The organism is Acinetobacter sedimenti (assembly GCF_022601685.1).
Taxonomy (GTDB): Bacteria; Pseudomonadota; Gammaproteobacteria; order Pseudomonadales; family Moraxellaceae; genus Acinetobacter; species Acinetobacter sedimenti.
In genome coordinates this window covers 1-18,926 of record NZ_JAKUML010000003.1, presented here as the reverse complement: position 1 = coordinate 18,926, position 18,926 = coordinate 1, and the positions used below count along the sequence as shown (strand labels likewise).

14 protein-coding genes and 2 tRNA genes are annotated in these 18,926 nt (G+C 42.6%); 8 read left to right on the top strand and 8 right to left on the bottom strand.

Annotated features, from left to right (window positions below; all coding sequences use genetic code 11):
• Both MKI79_RS02100 and MKI79_RS02095 read right to left on the bottom strand, forming a co-directional pair.
• Positions 1–654, bottom strand: coding sequence for an HAD-IA family hydrolase (locus tag MKI79_RS02100; protein WP_241570577.1), 654 nt, complete (start codon positions 652–654; stop codon positions 1–3).
• Between the two features lie 117 nt (positions 655–771).
• The gene (locus tag MKI79_RS02095) at positions 772–1,878 is read right to left on the bottom strand and encodes an RluA family pseudouridine synthase (protein ID WP_241570421.1); all 1,107 of its coding nucleotides are present in this window, start codon (positions 1,876–1,878) and stop codon (positions 772–774) included.
• Positions 1,879–2,795: 917 nt separating this feature from the next.
• On the opposite strand from MKI79_RS02095, the gene MKI79_RS02090 reads away from it, so the two are divergent.
• The 4 genes from MKI79_RS02090 (at position 2,796) to MKI79_RS02075 (ending at position 8,781) form a co-directional block, all read left to right on the top strand.
• The gene (locus tag MKI79_RS02090) at positions 2,796–6,140 is read left to right on the top strand and encodes an Rne/Rng family ribonuclease (RefSeq protein WP_241570420.1); all 3,345 of its coding nucleotides are present in this window, start codon (positions 2,796–2,798) and stop codon (positions 6,138–6,140) included.
• A 163-nt stretch (positions 6,141–6,303) separates the two neighbouring features.
• A complete protein-coding gene (locus tag MKI79_RS02085) occupies positions 6,304–8,136 on the top strand; it encodes a long-chain-acyl-CoA synthetase (protein WP_241570419.1) in 1,833 nt (610 codons plus the stop codon).
• A gap of 327 nt (positions 8,137–8,463) precedes the next feature.
• Positions 8,464–8,539, top strand: a tRNA-Lys gene (locus MKI79_RS02080).
• A gap of 166 nt (positions 8,540–8,705) precedes the next feature.
• Positions 8,706–8,781 (top strand) — tRNA-Lys (locus MKI79_RS02075).
• Positions 8,782–8,875: 94 nt separating this feature from the next.
• Here MKI79_RS02075 and MKI79_RS02070 read toward each other — a convergent pair.
• The 3 genes from MKI79_RS02070 to hemW all read right to left on the bottom strand — a co-directional run bounded on the left by MKI79_RS02070 (position 8,876) and on the right by hemW (position 11,457).
• The gene (locus MKI79_RS02070; protein ID WP_241570418.1) at positions 8,876–9,160 is read right to left on the bottom strand and encodes a DUF971 domain-containing protein; all 285 of its coding nucleotides are present in this window, start codon (positions 9,158–9,160) and stop codon (positions 8,876–8,878) included.
• Positions 9,150–10,175 (bottom strand): HEAT repeat domain-containing protein, encoded by a 1,026-nt coding sequence (locus MKI79_RS02065; protein WP_241570417.1) that lies wholly within the window; start codon positions 10,173–10,175, stop codon positions 9,150–9,152. Before MKI79_RS02065 ends, MKI79_RS02070 begins: the two co-directional genes overlap by 11 nt.
• A gap of 127 nt (positions 10,176–10,302) precedes the next feature.
• Positions 10,303–11,457, bottom strand: a complete 1,155-nt coding sequence (hemW, locus tag MKI79_RS02060; protein ID WP_241570416.1) for a radical SAM family heme chaperone HemW — start codon at positions 11,455–11,457, stop codon at positions 10,303–10,305.
• Between the two features lie 169 nt (positions 11,458–11,626).
• On the opposite strand from hemW, the gene MKI79_RS02055 reads away from it, so the two are divergent.
• From MKI79_RS02055 to MKI79_RS02045, 3 genes are all read left to right on the top strand, one after another.
• Positions 11,627–12,094, top strand: coding sequence for a DMT family transporter (locus MKI79_RS02055; RefSeq protein WP_241570415.1), 468 nt, complete (start codon positions 11,627–11,629; stop codon positions 12,092–12,094).
• 77 nt (positions 12,095–12,171) lie between these two features.
• Entirely contained in the window at positions 12,172–13,527 is a 1,356-nt protein-coding gene (locus MKI79_RS02050) for an MATE family efflux transporter (protein ID WP_241570414.1), read from the top strand.
• A 158-nt stretch (positions 13,528–13,685) separates the two neighbouring features.
• Positions 13,686–14,987, top strand: coding sequence for an ABC1 kinase family protein (locus tag MKI79_RS02045; RefSeq protein ID WP_241570413.1), 1,302 nt, complete (start codon positions 13,686–13,688; stop codon positions 14,985–14,987).
• Between the two features lie 292 nt (positions 14,988–15,279).
• Here MKI79_RS02045 and MKI79_RS02040 read toward each other — a convergent pair whose 3' ends face one another.
• The 3 genes from MKI79_RS02040 to MKI79_RS02030 form a co-directional block, all read right to left on the bottom strand.
• Entirely contained in the window at positions 15,280–16,776 is a 1,497-nt protein-coding gene (locus tag MKI79_RS02040) for a tetratricopeptide repeat protein (protein ID WP_241570412.1), read from the bottom strand.
• Between the two features lie 125 nt (positions 16,777–16,901).
• A complete protein-coding gene (gene crcB, locus MKI79_RS02035) occupies positions 16,902–17,279 on the bottom strand; it encodes a fluoride efflux transporter CrcB (RefSeq protein ID WP_241570411.1) in 378 nt (125 codons plus the stop codon).
• Between the two features lie 78 nt (positions 17,280–17,357).
• On the bottom strand, positions 17,358–18,116 hold the full coding sequence (locus MKI79_RS02030; protein WP_241570410.1) for an SDR family NAD(P)-dependent oxidoreductase: 759 nt from the start codon (positions 18,114–18,116) through the stop codon (positions 17,358–17,360).
• A gap of 148 nt (positions 18,117–18,264) precedes the next feature.
• Between MKI79_RS02030 and MKI79_RS02025 the strand changes: the two genes are divergently transcribed.
• Positions 18,265–18,627 (top strand): HopJ type III effector protein, encoded by a 363-nt coding sequence (locus MKI79_RS02025; protein WP_407651530.1) that lies wholly within the window; start codon positions 18,265–18,267, stop codon positions 18,625–18,627.
• Positions 18,628–18,926: the final 299 nt, after the last annotated feature.

Here is an 18,926-nt window from a genome sequence, read left to right as displayed (position 1 = left end):
TTAGTTGTGTATTATAGACAACAAAATCTCGCTTAACTTTTCCACAGAATCCACAATCGCCACAGGTGCAAACTGCTCAAGTACATTCACCGCATGCACACCATAGCTCACGCCGATTCGTGGCATATTGATGTTCTGCGCCATTTCCAAATCATAACTGGTATCACCAACCATTAGCGCACGATGCGAAGGCACACCTGTCACATTTAAGATTTCTTGAAGCATTAGCGGATCAGGCTTAGAACGAGTTTCACTGGCTGCACGAGTCGCAACAAATAGATCTGCACTTTGGGTCTGTGCAAGCACTCGATCAAGCCCTTTACGGCTTTTCCCTGTTGCTACCGCAAGTAATTTGCCCTGTGCTTTTAACGCATCGAGCAACTCTGCCACACCATCAAACCACACATCACTGCCTGAATTTTCCACATAATGTTGTGAATAACTTTTTAAAATCTGCTCATGTAACTCAGGCACTTGTGGAAATAAACGCTGCATCACCTCAGGCAAGCCTAAACCAATGACACTTTTTACATCTTCATCTAACAATGGTTGTTGAAACTTACGTGCAGCAAATTGCAAACTTTTGACAATCTGACCGACAGAATCAAACAACGTCCCATCCCAATCAAAAATGATCAGATCAATATTTTGCATATCGAATACGCTTGTCGGGTCTGCATCAGGAGAAAATTGCTTTAAATCATTCATCAGTAAAATATCTATCTCGTACAAGTTCGTTTCAAAAGCTATCCGACTTCAATTGCTATCTGATTACTTACTCAGACTTTTAATCAGTTTTTGCATATCATCGGGTAACGGCGCTTCGATCACAGGATAATTCGGTATTTCCAAACGCATAGCATGTAGGCAGAGTCGTTTGACATCGTGATGCGAAAACGGTACTTGATGCCCATATTTATCATCGCCGACCAGCGGATGACCGATACTCAAGCCGTGTACACGGATTTGATGAGTCCGACCAGACAACGGCGAGGCGTGGATTAGTGTCGCTCCAGTATAACGCTCAACCACATTCCACTGAGTTTGGCTAGGCTTGCCCTCTTTCGACACGCGAACACGGCGCTCACAGTTGTTCAATTCATAACGTAATAATGGCGCATCAATCAACTGTTTGTCCAAAGTCACCACACCTTTCACGATCGCCGCATAGGTCTTTTTGATGCGATGCGCTCGCAGATCATCTTGCAAGACTTTCAGTGTAGAACGCTTTTTGGAGATCATCACCAAGCCCGACGTATCACGGTCGATACGGTGAATCAATTCTAAATATTTCTTGCCAGTCGCTTGGCGCATCGCTTCGATCAAGCCATACGCCACACCGCTCCCGCCATGTACCGCAATGCCCGACGGCTTATTGATCACGATCAAACCCTCATCTTCATAGATGATGCGAGCCAGCAAACCTTGCGCCACGCTATCGCCGATCGGCACATGATCCTCTTGTTGTTGCATGCGAATCGGTGCGATACGGATTTGATCACCGATATTGAGCTTGGTTTCTGCTTTAATGCGCTTTTTGTTGACACGCACCTCCCCCTCACGAATCAGTCGGTAAATCCGACTTTTCGGCACACCTTTTAAGGTGCGAAATAGGAAGTTATCAATGCGCTGTCCCTCATGATGCTCCGTCACATCAATCCACGTCACACTTTGCCAAGCGCCTACTGTATCAACATCAACTTTTTCTTCTTTAAACTTTTCTTTTTCGAACTTTGCAGGTCTTGAAGGTGCTGATTTTAAAGTCGATGCTTTCGATAGTGGCTTTTTAAAAGATGGCTTTTTTGAAGATGATTGTTTTAAGGACGAAGCTTTAGCAAACGACAACTTTGACGATGAAGTAGAATTAGATCGGTTCATAAAACTCACAACTTTTTTCATGGGTAGGATGTGGAAGACTTTGCGCACTGTTTATTTAAGATCAATATTTTACATTGATCACGCTAGCAAATGTAGCCAAAGACATGGAGAGCGCACATTTTCACAATTTTTGCCTATTTTTTAAGCAAATAACATCAATTAATCGCAAATATCATATAGGCAGATGGCGATGTATTTGCTATATTCAGCGCACGGATACCAACGTCACCGTCCATCACAAAATATCTTCTTTTGAGAAAATAAGACGATAGATGCACATAAGATGACGTGTCGGTCCTCAAAGATTATGCCTAAGCCGATGGCAGATTATATCGGCAAAACTGTGATGTGCATGTGTTTATTTTAACCATGTCCACCGCACAGCATGCAAATGTCGCTAACCAACGACCAATCAATCGTTAAGTTAGTTTAATTGATAACGGATTGCATCAGACACATTGCACCACGCAAGATATTCAGGCAACCCATTTGATCATTTAAGGTTTGTTAGCCCTCGCCACGATGAGCATTCCGTGGCTTGAAAGAAATGACTAGCAAAAGATCGAATGATTTAGATTTAACGATTTAACGCTTACAACGTAATTTTGATGTCTAAATCCATGCGTCTTATCGCAAATTGTGAACAGATAGTCACCTTAAATACAATGCGTCCCCCAGTGAATATCGTTGCAACGAATCTCAACAGAGACTTGGCAACAGTATGCTGACATTGATAAGACCGTTTCATTTTTGAAAAAAGAAAATGTACCGTTGATCTCAACTGTCGCAACATTGCGAAAATGATTTGAACGAAACGATGAAAAAGCATCTATTCAAAACCTTTCGCTTGCTATGATCAATGAAGTCAGAATGTGGTGTTGATGCGTTTGGGTCATCCTTGATTAGGTATTACACCCATGAAACGTATGTTGATCAATGCAACACATGCCGAAGAAGTTCGTGTTGCACTTGTCACAGATAATCGTCTGTATGATTTTGACCTTGAAAATCGCACGCGTGAACAGAAAAAATCAAACATCTATAAAGGTCATGTGACCCGAGTAGAACCCTCTTTAGAAGCAGTCTTTGTAGAATACGGCGCAGGACGTCAAGGCTTCTTGTCTTTACGTGAAATCGCACACTCTTATCTACAAGGCGATCCTCGTCAAAACCACAATATCCGTGAACTCATTACCGAAGGCACTGAGCTTTTGGTACAAGTGGAAAAAGAAGAGCGTGGCAACAAAGGTGCTGCGCTTTCGACCTATATTTCACTTGCAGGACGTTATTTGGTATTGATGCCAAACAACCCGAAAGGTGGCGGTATCAGCCGTCAGATTTCAGGTTCAACCCGTGAAGAATTGAAAGAAATTTTAGCCTCACTCAATCTACCTCGTGGCATGAGTTTGATCATCCGCACTGCAGGGATTGGACGCAGCAAAGAAGAATTACAACTCGACTTACAACACTTGCTAGACCTTTGGAATCAAATCCAAAACTCAGCAAAAAATGGGCCTTCACCGATGCTCGTGCATCAAGAAGCAGGTGTAGTGACCCGTGCCATCCGTGACTATCTGCGTGATGACGTCGCAGAAATTTTGATCGATAGCGAAAATGCCTACAACGAAGCCTATAACTTCGTCAAAGCAGTGATGCCAAATCAATTAGACAAATTAAAAACCTATACTTTAAACGACCCACTGTTTGCGCATTTTGGTGTTGAAAGCCAAATCCAAACCGCTTATGAGCGTGAAGTGAAGTTGCCATCAGGTGGTTCGATCGTGATTGATCAAACCGAAGCATTGGTCGCAATCGACATCAACTCAGCAAAAGCGACTCGTGGTCAAGATGTGGAAGACACTGCGCTTCACACCAACCTAGAAGCTGCCGAAGAAATCGCTCGTCAACTGCGCCTACGTGATATGGGCGGTTTGATCGTGATCGACTTCATCGACATGGGGCGTGAGCGCAACCAACGTATGGTTGAAGCAAAACTGCGTGAAGCTACACAAAGCGACCGTGCACGTATCCAATTTGGGCAATTGTCACGTTTTGGTTTGATGGAAATGAGCCGTCAACGTCTACGTCCGTCACTTGAAGAATCTACTGGCTACGTCTGCCCTCGCTGTCATGGTACAGGCATGGTGCGTGATCAACGCTCATTGTCATTGTCGATCATGCGTAAAGTGGAAGAGATTGCGCTACAACATCGTCAAGGTGAAGTACAGGTTCAAGTCCCTGTAGAAATCGCTGCATTCTTACTCAATGAGAAGCGTCACAGCCTTGTCTATCTTGAGCAAACTTCAGGTGTACGTGTCACAGTATTGCCACATCCACACTTAGAAACGCCACATTACGAAATTCAATTTAACCCTGAAGGTTATGCGCCAACGAGCTATGAACGTACTGAAGCAACACGTTCAAGCGAAAAAGACATCGGCTATGAATCTTCAACGTGGCATATCGAAGAAGCACCACACACTGCGATTAAAGCAAGTGCAGATCAACCGACTGCACCATCTGCAAAAGTGAAAAATACACAGCAAATTGCACAAGCTCCTGCACCTCAAGCAAGTAGCAGTCCATGTGCGTGGTTAGAAAACTTGTTTGTACCAAAGCAAGCTCGCACCACAGATCAAAGCCGTAATGCAAAAAATGCTGCTGCTGCGATCGAGCAATTGGTCAACACAGGTGCGGTGAGCCGTGGTCAGTTTGGTCAAATTGATGCCAATATTGAGCAACAAGTGCAAGCAGTCAATGGATACCTCAATCCAAATGCTTCGACTGCAAATGATGCTCAAGACAAAGATGACCGTCCACGTCGTAAAGACAAACGTAAGCGTAAAGATCAACGTACGGATCGTGTAGAACGCACAGACAACCGTAGTGAGCAACGTACAGAAAACCGTTCTGAACAACGCAATGAACAGCGTAACGAACTTCGCAATGATCAACCACAAGTCGATCAAGAGGATAACGGTCAGCGTAAACAAAAGAATGATCGTCGCAATCGTCAAAATGGCGATCAAGATCAAAATGGCAACCGCAATCAAAATGCTGTGCCACGTCGTGAGCGCAACCAAAACCGTCCGCAACGCCCTCAACGTGAACGTGATCAAAATGTTCTTAACGAACAATCTAATCAAACTAACGAGCAGATCAATGTTCAGATTTTTGAGCAAGGCACTGCGGAAACTTTACCGACGGCAATGTTGGTCAATACTGACACAGCACAAACTGAGATCGTTGCTTTAGAGCGTTCTAACAGCACGCCGCCAGTTGCTGCGATTGAAAGCAAACTTGAAACTCTATCAAGTGACGAAAAAACATCCGAGCAAGACCGTCAGTCCTCTAAGCGAGCTGACAGTAATAATGGGGCGAAAGCTGTCGCTGATGCACCTCAAGCAAAAGGCAAAAATAAAGGCAAAGCTCAATCTCGCAATGACGAGCAAAGCGAAGCCAGTGATGAACCTGCTACACGTGCAAGCAATGATCCACGTGAAAAGCGTCGCCGTAAAGCTGAAAAGCGTGCACAAAAATCAACGCAAAAATCACCATTGAATGCCAAATCTTTGGCAAGCTTGGCGCAGTTTAGCGTGGTTGGTTTGATTCGCTATGTCTACGGTGAAGACTACAATGTATTGATTGAACAGTTTGGACTTATCTCAACTTTCAACCGTGCTGTCGCAAAATACACCGAAGCATTCCAATCAAGTGAAATTGAGGAAGATGAAGACGACGTTTTCACAGGTCCTGTGACACGTGATGTCGAATTGCCTCGTGAACAAAATCAGGAACCTGTTGAAGCACTGTCTTTAACACCACCTGAGCCAACAGTTCGACTAAGCAATGACCCACGTCAAAAGCGTAAACTTGCACAGCAAAATGCTTACGCACCACGACCTGAAACCACCCAAGCTGACGATGTGCAAGTAATTGCCAATAGCACAGTGGCGACGATTGTGGCAGATGCAACGCAAGAAGCTGTGGAAAGTGATGTCGAGCAAAAAGATGACGTAGAGCCAACCACTGCCGAACCATCCGCTGTAGCAACTCAGCAGGCTGATCTTGAACTCACAACAGAAGAAGATACCTCATCTGAAAATGATGACACTTCTGAATCTGATGACGATGCTTCAGAGGATGATGAAAAATCAGATCGCCCAAGCAAAGCGAAAGGCGAAGATGATAAACCTGCTCGCCCACGTCGCCCAAGAGGTAGACCACCGAAGAAAGCGAGTCAGGATGCTGATCAAGCTTAATTCAAAAGCGCAATACCTATTGACTTAAGTATTGCGCTTTTTCTTAAGTATGATCAAAGACACGTAGAGTATTTTTCTGTACGTTATTCTCCCAAAGCATCAATGTGAATTATTGAACATTGGTGTTTATTTCATTGATAGATAGTATAACAGGAGCTCTGATATGAGCCACGATGCGACCAAAGATATTATTTCCCTCTCAGACGTGATTAAACAAGTTCCTCAATTCGCCAAGAAGCTACCCAATGTCTTGAATGGATTGAGGCATGCATATTTACGACGTCCAAGTAGCGCTTGTGGTTTAGGTTGGGCATTTGAAAAAGCAGTCGAGGAAAACCCTACAGGTACCGCCCTGCTATACGAAGATCAGAAATTTAGCTATACCGAACTCAATGCTTGGGCAAACCAAATTGCCGACTACTTCTTAAAACAAGGTGCAAAAAAAGGCGACGTCATTGCAGTAATGATCGAAAACCGCCCTGAACTCGTTGTAACCGTACTCGGACTTGCCAAAATTGGAGTTGTTACTGCACTCGTGAACACCTCGCAATGTAGCAAGGTTTTGAGTCACAGTATCAACTTAGTTAAACCTTTTGCTGTTGTCATCGGCGAAGAAGTACAGCAAGCCGTGCTCGATGTACAAAACGATTTAGAACTCGCAAAAGATAAATACTATTGGTTTGCAGATGATGCCTTTAAAACCACAGCACCAAAGCCTTTTGTTGATCTTGCGCAAGCGATTCAAACGTGCAAAAAGCATAACCCATCAACCACCAATCAAGTTTGTGGCAAAGACGGTTTATTCTACATCTACACTTCAGGTACGACAGGCTTACCAAAAGCCGTGATTTTCAAACACAGCCGTTGGATGCTTGCCTATGGTACCTATGGTCATGTACTTGATTTAGATCAAGATGACGTGATGTATGCAACGCTACCGCTCTATCACGCAACTGGCATGGTCGTGTGTTGGTGTGGGGTGATTGCAGGTGCATCAACATTGGCAATCCGTCGTAAGTTTTCAAAATCAAACTTTTGGAAAGATGTTCAAAAGTTCGATGCTTCAGCGATCGGTTATGTGGGTGAACTTTGTCGTTATCTACTCGATTGCGAGCCAACACCTGAAGAACGCAACCACCGTGTCCGCAAGATGATTGGTAATGGTATGCGTTCAAACATTTGGCACGAGTTCAAAGAACGCTTCAACGTAGACGAAGTCTTAGAGCTCTATGCTTCAAGTGAAGGCAATGTCGGCTTTAGTAATATTTTCAACTTTGAAAATACCGTTGGTTTCTCACCAACACCGTATGCGATCATCGCTTTTGACAAAGAGAAAAATGAGCCAATTCGTGGTGCAGATGGCTTTTGTCAAAAAGTCAAAAAAGGTGAATCTGGATTGTTGATCGGCAAGATTACCAGTCGTTCACCATTTGATGGCTACACCGATCCTGAAAAGAATAAATCCGTAATTATGGAAAATGTCTTAAAGTCTGGTGATAAATTCTTTAATACAGGCGACTTGGTACGTGATATTGGCTTCCGCCATGCGCAGTTCGTTGACCGTTTAGGCGATACTTTCCGCTGGAAAGGTGAAAATGTATCGACCACACAAGTCGAAAATATCGTTTCTGATTATGAAAAAATTTCTGAAGCTGTGGTCTATGGTGTCGAAATTCCAAACACCAATGGTCGCGCTGGCATGGCAGCGATCACCTTGCAAGAGGGTAAATCCCTCGACGAGAATGACCTCAAAAATATGGTTAATGCCTTTAAAGCTGAGCTTCCTGCCTATGCTGTCCCTGTATTTTTACGGATTCAAAAGCAAATCGAAACCACTGGTACGTTCAAATACTCAAAGAATAAGTTAAAAGAGCAAGCTTTCGATCCTGAAAAATGCCAAGAACAAATCTTTGTCTTACTACCAAGTGACGCTGCGTATAGTGAAGTTGATGCAACGGTATTTAAGCAAATCAATCAGGGGAAATATCGCTTCTAAGCTGATTCGATTCATGAAAAATCCCATGAAAAGCAAAGTTTAGACTTTGCTTTTCTGCCTTAAAATGGTGTAATTATAGACAAACATACGGTACAAATAGAATTTCCCCTTGTGTTCATCAGATAAATTGCTACAATACGCTCCATCGAAATGAAGACACATTTAAAGTTTTAACTTTGATGTGGTGGGAAGATAACTATTTTCCTTTTGCTGAGTAGAAATAGATGCTTAAAGAAAATCATAGATTTTCTCTTGCGTCGATAAAATTGATACTAAATTGATTTTTTCACTTGCGCTTCGAAAAAAGCAGTGCTTTTTTCTCGCTCAGGGTCGTTAGCTCAGTTGGTAGAGCAGCGGACTTTTAATCCGTTGGTCCCGCGTTCGAGTCGCGGACGACCCACCATTTATTTCGAACTGTTTGCAACATCTTTGTAAACAATCACTTTAGAAAGTAATCTTCTTTCTAAACATGAGCAAATATAAGATAACTTTCTTCTTATGTTTAAGAAATTGATCATTCATCAATTTCTCTTGCGCTTCGGTTTAAAGCAGTGCTTTAACCTCGCTCAGGGTCGTTAGCTCAGTTGGTAGAGCAGCGGACTTTTAATCCGTTGGTCCCGCGTTCGAGTCGCGGACGACCCACCATTTCTATACTTTCTCTTAAAATAAAAAAATTGAATATCAGCTCAAGCTCATATCCAATCTCTATTTTCTACATTGATATTTAGCATACTTTCTTTTAAGCAATTTCCTTGAGATATGACCACGGAAATATGCCTTTATCATGTCCATCACTAAAGCAAATCTGTACTCCATACCGCTGTGAATTAATCGCTTTCACAGTAATGTCTTCTTGCACGACAAAGAACGGCTGTCGCACACGCTGTGCACGACAAAAAGCACATGGACAATGAAGTCGCAGCTGATGTGGCTGAAATGCTAAAGTCAAATCGTCATCCGACCAAATGAACTGAATCATTTGGCTGTGTGGATCAAATTCAATACTGTTGGGTTCATTCTGCATGCTGGTTTTCTCGAATTTGCTTATCTTGAATTTGATTTAAGCTGATACGGATAGCTTTACGCACTTCAGGATCAGGGTCTTCAGCATGTTGATTTAACAATTGTTCTGCTTGATCACCACCAATTTCACCAAGAGCCAAAGCAACTTCTTTCCTTAAATTACTAATTTCAAAATTAAAGTTAAGCGCCAATTCTTCAAAAGCATGTTGTGACTGAATCAGCCCTAGACTTCGTACTGTCGCAATACGGACTTGCCAATAATCGTCCTGCAAGCTATCAATCAAGATCTGCTCAAGTGCAACCAATTTTAAACGTCCGATGGTTAATGCAGATTCGACACGCAACTGCCAATCTTCAGCAACTAATGCAACTTGCAAAGCCTGCTGTACGATCGGCGTAGCTTTCTTTGCATACGCCAAGCCACCTGTTGCTATACGTCGTGTTTCCACATCCGTTTCTTTTTCTACAATTTTAGCAAGTACATCAATACCTTGTGGTTGTTGTAACCAACTGAGCGCACTTACTGCTTCACGGCGAACCAACGCATTTTCATGCGCTGTATGCGCTTCGATCTGTGTATAAAGCTGTACCGCACGAAGCGGTTTCAGCGCACGTAAAATCGCAATCTTTACAGGAACTTGCGGTTGATCTAAAAATTGCCCAAGTACATCCGCAGACTGGCTTTGTTTTACTTCACTGAGGCTTTGCGTTGCGGTATCAACAACGTGTGCAGAATCATCATATAAAGCAGTCACAAGGGCTTTGATCGACGCCTCATCTTCCCAACCTTCGAGCCGTTTTGCAGCTTCGAGTCGAACCAGTTCAGCAGGATCATGTTGCACTGCATAATGTAGCCACGGCAACAACTCCTCTCGCTCTTCATCAGCAATATTTAAGATCGCAACAAAACGGACTCTTTCATCGCTTTGATTGAGCTGTGTCCAATATGCAAAATAATCGTCATCTAATGTGTCGATTTCAGGATAATTCAGACCTTGACTTAATGACAACCTCATGCTGTTTAATTTGTTCAATATGCATAATTTATCCTTCATTTATCTGTAGGATTCTAACGGGTTGTTTACAGTACTTAATAGATTAGCAATTTTAGGATAAAAAGCCCTTTAGACTCGAATCCGTGCTTTATAAAAACGATGACAATACTGTATTCAAAAACAATCGACCTTGTTCAGTACATTTGAGTCTTTCAACATCTTGATCAAGCAATTGCTTTTGACGTAATTCATCTAAAACTGGTTGAATCGTTGATAATTCCAATCCTGTTCGTTTTAGATAAAAATCACTGGGTAAACCTGCATTTAAGCGCAACGCATTCATCATAAATTCAAATGGCATGTCGTCATCGGCGATCACTTTGAATTGCAAATTTTGCGCAGGTACTTGTTCCAAATAATCTTTTGGCATACGTGTCTTTTGGAAACGATAAATGCCATCAGGCAAAGTCACTTTGCCATGCGCCCCTGCGCCAATCGCCAAATAATCGCCAAATTGCCAATAGTTGAGATTGTGCTGACTCGGTCGTTCTTTTGCCCATGCCGATACTTCATAATTGACAAAGCCATGCGCACGAAGCAACGCTTCACCTTGAAGCTGAATCTTTTCAAGTACGTCTTCATCAGGCAAAGTCGGCTGTGATCGGTAAAATACCGTATTCGGCTCAATGGTCAGTTGATACCATGAAATATGTGTTGCCCCGCAGTCAATCGCAGTTTGCAAATCATCTAAGGCTTGCGCAACCGTCTGCTGTGGTAAGCCGTGCATCAGATCAACATTGATACGCTGAAAGCCTGCACTTTTTGCATTTTGAATCGCAGATTTGGCGTTGTCAGGATTGTGAATTCGTCCAAGTCGTTTTAAATGTGCTACATCAAAACTTTGCAAACCGATTGAAAGTCGATTAATCCCAGCGTTTAAATAATCTTCAAAAGGATCGTGTTCTACCGTGCCAGGGTTGGCTTCCATAGTAATTTCACAATTTTCTTGGAATGGAATTTGTGATTTCAAAGCTTCGAATAATCGCTGATACGCAAGCGCAGAAATCAGCGATGGCGTGCCACCACCGATAAAAATACTATGCAATTCACGCCCTTGAATAAATTCTTTTTGCGTCGCAAAATCCTTAATCAGCGCATCAATATATTGCTGTTCCAACTCCTGACTGAGCTGCCCTTCTGCTAATTCATGCGAATTAAAATCACAGTAGGGACATTTGCGCACGCACCACGGCATATGGATATACAGCGATAGCGGAATTTCGGCAATTAGACTTGGATGCATGCAACACTCAGTAAGATAAAAAAATGGTTGAGCTCGAATAAATCAGCTCAAACAAAAGATGAGTAGTTTAACACGCCAAGACAAGATCATTTTATGAATTGAAACGTAGAATCGGCAATCAAATCATGTTTTACTCAATCAAAGATAAAAAACCAATGAGAAATAAACTATGCGTGTGACCGAGATGTTGATTCCTTTGTTTTTTGCTGCAGGTGTTGGCTTGGCAATGGCAACCCAAACTGCTGTCAATAGTCAGCTCCGTCAATATCTCAATAGCCCGATTCAAGCTGCATTTTTTTCCTTCTTAGTGGGGACGATCTGTTTGGCAATCATGATGCTCGTCATGATGTGGAATGGTTCAGCATTAAAGCCAACATTATCACAACTAAATGAAATTCCAGTTTGGCTTTGGGTTGGCGGATTGCTTGGGGTGTATGCGGTCACAGCCAGTATTTATACTGCACCGAAACTCGGTTTTTTAACCTTTACTGGATTGGTGCTGTTTGGTCAGGTGATCATGTCGATGTTGTTAGATCATTTTGGACTCATCGGTGTGGAGAAAAATCCTGTAAACTGGCAACGTCTTTTGGGTGCGATACTCATCGCCATCGGGATTATCTTTACCTTACAACGCTAGTTTGATCGAAGAGCTCTCACCGTTTACACACGCTTAATTCATTTACGATTCACATTTTATTTTCCCACTGAGATTTTATGTCTACGCCATCGCATTTCACTTTTGAATTGAAACAACTGCTACATTTGATGATTCCAATTTTAGTCACGCAATTTGCGCAGGCTGGTTTTGGCTTGATCGACACCATTATGGCAGGTCAGCTTTCCGCTGCGGATTTGGCCGCAGTGGCTGTTGCGGTGGGGATTTGGATGCCTGTGATGTTGTTGTGTAGTGGCATTATGCTCGCTACTTCGCCTTTAATCGCAGCTGCACTTGGCGCAAAGAAAACCGACGAGATTCCAACCATTAGCCATCAAGCTTTGTGGATTGCTTTATTTCTTGGCTTAGTCGGAATGATGGTTTTACACGTCATGCCACAGTTTTTTCATCTACTGAAAGTCCCTGAGAACCTCCATGCCAAAGCAGGTTTATTTTTGCATACGATTGCTTTTGGCATTCCTGCGATTACGCTCTATACCGTATTACGTTGTTATGCCGAAGCTTTAGGGCACCCTCGTGTCGTGACGACAATTAGCCTTTTGGCATTGCCTATACTTGTGCCTTTGAACTATGTATTTATGCACGGTCTGTTTGGCTTGCCTGCGATGGGCAGTGCAGGCTGTGGTGTGGCAAATGCAATCTTGCAATGGCTCATGCTGATTGTTTTATTTTTCTACATTAAACATGCTAAAAGCTTTGCGCATGTGCGATTATTTGAGCGATTTGAAAAGCTTGATCCGCTGTGGTGTAAACGCATCGCTCTTCTCGGTTTGCCGATTGGTTTAGCGATTTTCTTTGAAGTCAGTATTTTTAGCACCGCGGCATTGGTGGTTAGTCCACTTGGCGAAATTATCACCGCAGCCCATCAGATCGCCATTTCGATCACTTCGCAGTTGTTTATGATTCCATTGTCTTTGGCGTTGGCACTAACTATTCGAGTCGGACAATATTATGGCGCACAAAACTTTGATGCAATGCGTCAAGTGCAAAAACTGGGCTTTATCGTTGGGACTTTTTTTGCATCGGCGACGATGATTTTATTGTGGTTATGCCGTGCATGGATTATTCAAATTTATAATGACAATCCTGAAGTGTTCAGCGTGGCGTATGGTTTGGTGATTTATGCGGTGGCATATCAGTTGGTGGATGCGTGGCAAGTCACGGCGGCAGGTTGTTTGCGTGGTATGCAAGACACCAAAAGCCCAATGTGGATCACGCTATTTGCCTATTGGATTGTGGCATTTCCAATTGGCGTTTACCTCACTCGTTATACCGATTTTGCCGCCGCCGGGGTTTGGGTTGGCTTAATTATTGGTTTGTTTGTGGCGTGTATTTTGTTGATTTGGCGATTGTTGTATAGCAATACGAAACTCAAACGGTTTAAACACTCTTAATTAATCATTTTAATCAGCCAGCCGTAACTATTGCTCACACAAGCTTACTTGTAAAATATACGTTTGGAAATTAAAGTCAAAGCATGAAATGAAGATGGCTTATTCATTTTCAAACACATTCCATGACACGATAAAACAGCGCACACGGTAAATAGATTATGGCAAACAATAAAGCATCGGCAGGACGACGTTTTATGAAGCTTGCAGGCATGACAGCAAGTATCGCAGGCAAAGCCGTCACCAGTTCGATTAAAAACATCAATGCAGACGAAGAAAAAAAACTGCAAGCTCGCTCTGCACTCTATCAAGAGATCGGTGTCAAAATCGCTGAAACCTTGGGTGAGATGAAAGGTGCTGTAATGAAAGTCGGGCAAATCGCCTCACAGTACAAAGACATCTTCCCTGCCGAAGTACAAACTGCAATCGCCAAACTACAACGCCAAGCGCCTGCAATGCCGTTTGCATTAATTAAAAATCAAGTCGAAAAAGAGCTGGGCAAGCCACTCACTGAATTATTTCAATCCTTTGATGAAACGCCATTTGCCGCTGCCTCGATCGGTCAAGTGCATAAAGCAACACTTAAAAATGGTCAAGCCGTCGTCGTCAAAGTACAATACCCGGGAGTCGACGAAGCCTGCGAAAGTGATCTCAAACAGGTTCGCTTGGCACTACGCCTGATGGGTGTGTTGAAAATTGACCGTAAGCTACAAGATGAGATTTTCGACGAAATTCGGGAAAGTCTTTACACCGAACTCAACTACGAAATCGAAGCGCAAAATCTGCAGGTCTTTAAAACCTTTCATGCCGAGCTTGATGACAAAATTATTATCCCCTCAGTTTTCCCAGAATATTCTTCACGACGCATTTTAACCTTGAGTCAAGAAGTCGGTGAAAGTATCGAAACGGCGAGTACGTGGGATTTGGAAAAACGCAATGAGCTCGGACGACGACTATTCCAAGCGATTGGACAAGAGATTTTTTATCTCAAGCGATTTCACTGCGATCCACATCCAGGCAATTTTGCCTTTCGTGAAGATGGTAGCGTGATTGTTTATGATTATGGTGGTGTGAAGACTCTAAATAACGAGATCGTGGATACCTACAAGCATCTGATTAACGCAGCACGTCAACAAAATATCCCTGCGATTGAGAGTGATTTGCGTGTTCTTAATGTGCGCACGGACAAAGGACAAATCCCACAACAGCTCTATTTGGATTGGCTTGAAGTACTTATGCGTCCATTAATCACGAATTATGACTTTGCAAAAAACTCATCGCATCATGATGGTGTCGCATTAGTCAAACAATCTTTGAAATATTGGGATAGCTTTCAACCTTCGCCTGATACTTTGATGGTCAACCGAACGGTTTCAGGGCATTACTGGAATCTGATCAACCTCAAGGTCCATGATAATTTGAATGATTTATTTGAACAGCTCATCCCAAATCAGCACATCTAAGACGTATTAAGGTTTGGTTCGTTGTGAGTTTACAGTATTGCAGGGATGTAATGACAGTTACACCACGCTTTCAAACCTTTACATTGTTATAATATAACATCAGCTTACTTCTTGCTAATATGCTTATTTTCCCTGATGACATTCCCTTGATGTGATCTTGATTTAGCTTTTTAAATGTTTTGAGCATTTTTCATGGGATTGAGGCAAGTGGCTTGTCTACTCTGCAACTATCCTCCTCTGCGAAGTAACTTCCCCCGAGTTACTTCGTTTTTTTTGCCTACCAGGTCTGTTCTTATTCTTCTGTAACTTTCAATGCTTCAGGATGTTTCGCTTCTTTTGCCATGTTTAAGTATTTCGCTTGGGATTTTTTATTTTTGCGCACATTGTTACCATCTCGATAGGCTTGGTACAGCGCATACATGGCATCTGCATCGCCATTGTCCGCAGAGGTTTTAAGTAACTCAATGGCTTTGGTACTATCCACATCAACACCGAGTCCATCACGATAAGCCACAGCAAGCATGTAGTCCGCTCGAATCTCTCCACGAGATTTTGCCAATTCGAACCACTTTAAACCTTGCTCCGCTTGCCCATGATTCTGCGAATAGATTCCCATACAAATCATCGCTTTGGTATGCCCTTGATCGGCAGCATGTTTGAGCAATGGCAAATGCTGTTCATGCTCTACAGGCAGATTCAACGCCAAAGCAAATGCCGCATCGACATTACCTTGCTGTGCTGCACGCTCTATCCACGCCATGCCTTCTTTTGGATTTTTCTCTACACCAATGCCTTGTAGCCAACATTGCCCCAGTGAGAACTGCGCTGCTGCAAATCCTGACTGTGCTGCTTGTGCAAGCAGTTGCAAGCTCTGCTGTAACATCTGCTTTTTCGATGCGTCATCAGGCAGTTGATCAACCTGTTGCAAACTGGTCATACCCGCACGATACGCCGCTTCGACATGACCAAACTGCGCCGCTTGGAGCATATATTGCTGTGCTTTTTCTGCATCGCCTTTTTTATCTTGAAGTTCGATCAAGGCACGCACGTAGAATCCAATCGGGTTGTTCGCTTGAATCGCACGTTCTGCATAGTTTTTGGCTTGTTTTGCATCGCCTGCTTGGAGTAGTCGAAACGCATATAGCGCACTGGCAAATTGATCTTGCTCGGCATTTTCCTTGAGGTATTGCTGTACTTTGTCCTGATCAAGTTGCTGTGCATCATTGATAAACAATAAACTTTTTAAATGCTTTTGTTTTTTATAATTGTCTTTGAGCAGTTGAAAGGCTTGCGCCGCATCGGTTTTCAGCAGTTGATTGGCATAGGTGAAAATCGCTTCTGGATTATTCATCGCCACCGCTTTTTTCAAATAATCCAAACCTTTTTCGGTATTAACGCTCACGCCTTTACCCGTTTGGAACATTTCCGCCAAATGATAAAAGCCAAAAGAGTCTTTACAGACATTGCTCGCATGCTCAAAAAACATAATCGCTTTGGCAGAATCTTTCGCTACATAGTGCCCTGTCAAATACCAACGACCAAGCAAAATACTTGCTGCGCCAACGCCTTGATTCGATGATTGCACCAAGAGATTGATGCGATTTTGTGATTCCAGTTTGTTCTGTGCAGGGGCTTTACGTTCAAAATGCTCCACCAACTGAAAACATGCCACGCCATCACCTTGTTGCGCTTTTTGGCGAAGTTGTTGTTCAAATGCAGATTGCGATTGCTGTGCTGTATTTTTAGTCACGTTATTATTATTTTCAATCTGTTGCTTTGATTTCGTCATAGTCTTTCCGAGAGTTAATCTAAATTTTTGAATTGAAAAATGAAGGCTCTATTCTACGAGCCAAGTGCTGATCGCTCAAGTACATCCATGATCTGAACCTGCGAAATCATTTACTGAAGAATGACTTATTGAAAAACAAGCACTCTAAAACCGTAATAACTTAAAGCCAACGCACAAATCCCAACCAGCACACTACTTAACACATAACTCAAAACCAAAGCGTATTGCCCGAGTTTCAGTAGTTGAAAGCTCTCTAAACCAAAACTCGAAAATGTAGTAAAGCCACCTAAAATCCCGACCATTAAAAACAATCGCCATTCACCTTGCAAACTGACAAAACGCTCACTGGTAGCAAAGAATACTCCTGCGCAGATACAACCGATGATATTCGCCCACCACGTCGCCCATGGAAACGTGCCTTGTGCCGCAGGCAGTAACAGGCTAAGCGCATAGCGACCACTTGCACCAATCGCACCGCCCAATGCCACCCATAAAAACATCATGCAAACTTTTCCTAAAAAGCTAACCTAAAAAACGACTAATCTCTAAACCAATAACTAAAACTTAACCAATACCACTGACTAAATCCACCGACTTGCCAAACGTAGTAGCGCATTCGGTGTAACTTGTTGAATGCCGTACAATATTTTCCACGGTAATGGTGGCACGATGGCTTCAGCTTTTTTTGCATCAATGGCTTGATACATCAGCTTTGCTACATGGTCAGGCTCTGCAAGCAAAGCCGAGCTTGTTTTAAAATTCCCTAAAATATCAGTCTTTACAAATCCTGGATAAAGTATCGTGACATTAATATTTCGTTTAGTGAGCATCGGACGAATCGCATTAAAATAACTTGCTACCGCCGCCTTGCTCGCCGAGTAACTCGCTGCTTTTGGTAAAGCAATAAATGCGCTATACGACGACACCACAGCGATCTGCCCACCACCGCCTTGATATTGAAAAAGATGCTGTGCCGCATCACTACACGCAATCGCAGAAATGACATTAATATTAAAATTGTGCGCATCATTCTCAAGACGATGATCTGCAAGCTTACGCAGTGACAGCACACCTGCATTGATCACCACACAATCAATCTGTCCAAGCAAGTCGTGAAACCCCATAAAGATCGGCAAAATCTTGTCATGCTCACTGACATCAAGCTGTGCGACCTCAACACGGACATGGTACTGCTCACGAATTTGCTCAGCGATCTGTTCGAGATTTTCTAGGCGACGTGCCACCAATGCTAAATTGCACCCTTGACTGGCACTATATCGTGCCAACGCCTCACCCAATCCACTCGATGCGCCAGTAATCAGAATATTTCGCTTTACCATATCGTCTTCTAATATTTTTGATTGAAAAACCTAACATACACCAATTTCTACTGAGATGAAATTGCCGTACAGAGGCAGATTCAAATTGTACTTATCACAACATCTTGCTAGGCTAAGCGCAATTCATGCAATTTTTTAGAGATTCAAAATGACAAAGTCTTTAGAACCAAGATTGGTCAATGATTTATTGGTACAGCTTGAGGCAGATACAGCGCAGTTTGCCGATGTAATCAGCTTGATCGACATGCACTATCAGCATACACCAACTGCTTTTCAAAATGGTGCACAGCACAACTCTGCCGAGCAAAATCAAGGCAGTGCCAAAGTATTGAGTTTTGCCAAGCTTAATGGTTTAGATCAAGCGCAGACTTTGCGTTTATTTGCTGAACATTATCAGTCTGTTTTGGCGACACCTGACGGCACAGATCATCAGAATATTCGTCAGTTTATGGTGAATGGTTGGGATGGTGTAACGTTTAAGGGTGAGGCTTTACAAGTTAAGTCTACTTAATTGAAATATATTAAAAATAAATAATAAAAATCATGTTCTAGAGCCGTCTAGCTAAAATTTCACCCAATCGCCTCATTGTCTCTCAAGTTTATTAAAAAATGAGAGACAAATGATTTCGTGTCTCTATAATGAGAGACTAAACAGCTTGTCTATCAAATTTATCAAAAAACGAGAGACAAATGAGTTTGTGCCTCTATAATGAGAGACTAAACAATTTGTCTCTCAAATTTATCAAAAAACGAGAGACAAATGAGTTTGTGCCTCTATAATGAGAGACTAAACAATTTGTCTCTCAAATT

Excerpts from the sequence above, each read along its gene's own strand:
- MKI79_RS02065 (WP_241570417.1), bottom strand. The coding sequence starts at position 10,175 with ATGAGGTTGTCATTAAGTCAAGGTCTGAATTATCCTGAAATCGACACA.
- MKI79_RS02070 (WP_241570418.1), bottom strand. The coding sequence starts at position 9,160 with ATGCAGAATGAACCCAACAGTATTGAATTTGATCCACACAGCCAAATG.
- MKI79_RS02040 (WP_241570412.1), bottom strand. The coding sequence starts at position 16,776 with ATGACGAAATCAAAGCAACAGATTGAAAATAATAATAACGTGACTAAA.
- MKI79_RS02100 (WP_241570577.1), bottom strand. The coding sequence starts at position 654 with ATGCAAAATATTGATCTGATCATTTTTGATTGGGATGGGACGTTGTTT.
- MKI79_RS02045 (WP_241570413.1), top strand. The coding sequence starts at position 13,686 with ATGGCAAACAATAAAGCATCGGCAGGACGACGTTTTATGAAGCTTGCA.
- MKI79_RS02025 (WP_407651530.1), top strand. The coding sequence starts at position 18,265 with ATGACAAAGTCTTTAGAACCAAGATTGGTCAATGATTTATTGGTACAG.
- MKI79_RS02030 (WP_241570410.1), bottom strand. The coding sequence starts at position 18,116 with ATGGTAAAGCGAAATATTCTGATTACTGGCGCATCGAGTGGATTGGGT.
- MKI79_RS02095 (WP_241570421.1), bottom strand. The coding sequence starts at position 1,878 with ATGAACCGATCTAATTCTACTTCATCGTCAAAGTTGTCGTTTGCTAAA.
- hemW (WP_241570416.1), bottom strand. The coding sequence starts at position 11,457 with ATGCATCCAAGTCTAATTGCCGAAATTCCGCTATCGCTGTATATCCAT.
- MKI79_RS02085 (WP_241570419.1), top strand. The coding sequence starts at position 6,304 with ATGAGCCACGATGCGACCAAAGATATTATTTCCCTCTCAGACGTGATT.
- crcB (WP_241570411.1), bottom strand. The coding sequence starts at position 17,279 with ATGATGTTTTTATGGGTGGCATTGGGCGGTGCGATTGGTGCAAGTGGT.
- MKI79_RS02050 (WP_241570414.1), top strand. The coding sequence starts at position 12,172 with ATGTCTACGCCATCGCATTTCACTTTTGAATTGAAACAACTGCTACAT.
- MKI79_RS02055 (WP_241570415.1), top strand. The coding sequence starts at position 11,627 with ATGCGTGTGACCGAGATGTTGATTCCTTTGTTTTTTGCTGCAGGTGTT.
- MKI79_RS02090 (WP_241570420.1), top strand. The coding sequence starts at position 2,796 with ATGAAACGTATGTTGATCAATGCAACACATGCCGAAGAAGTTCGTGTT.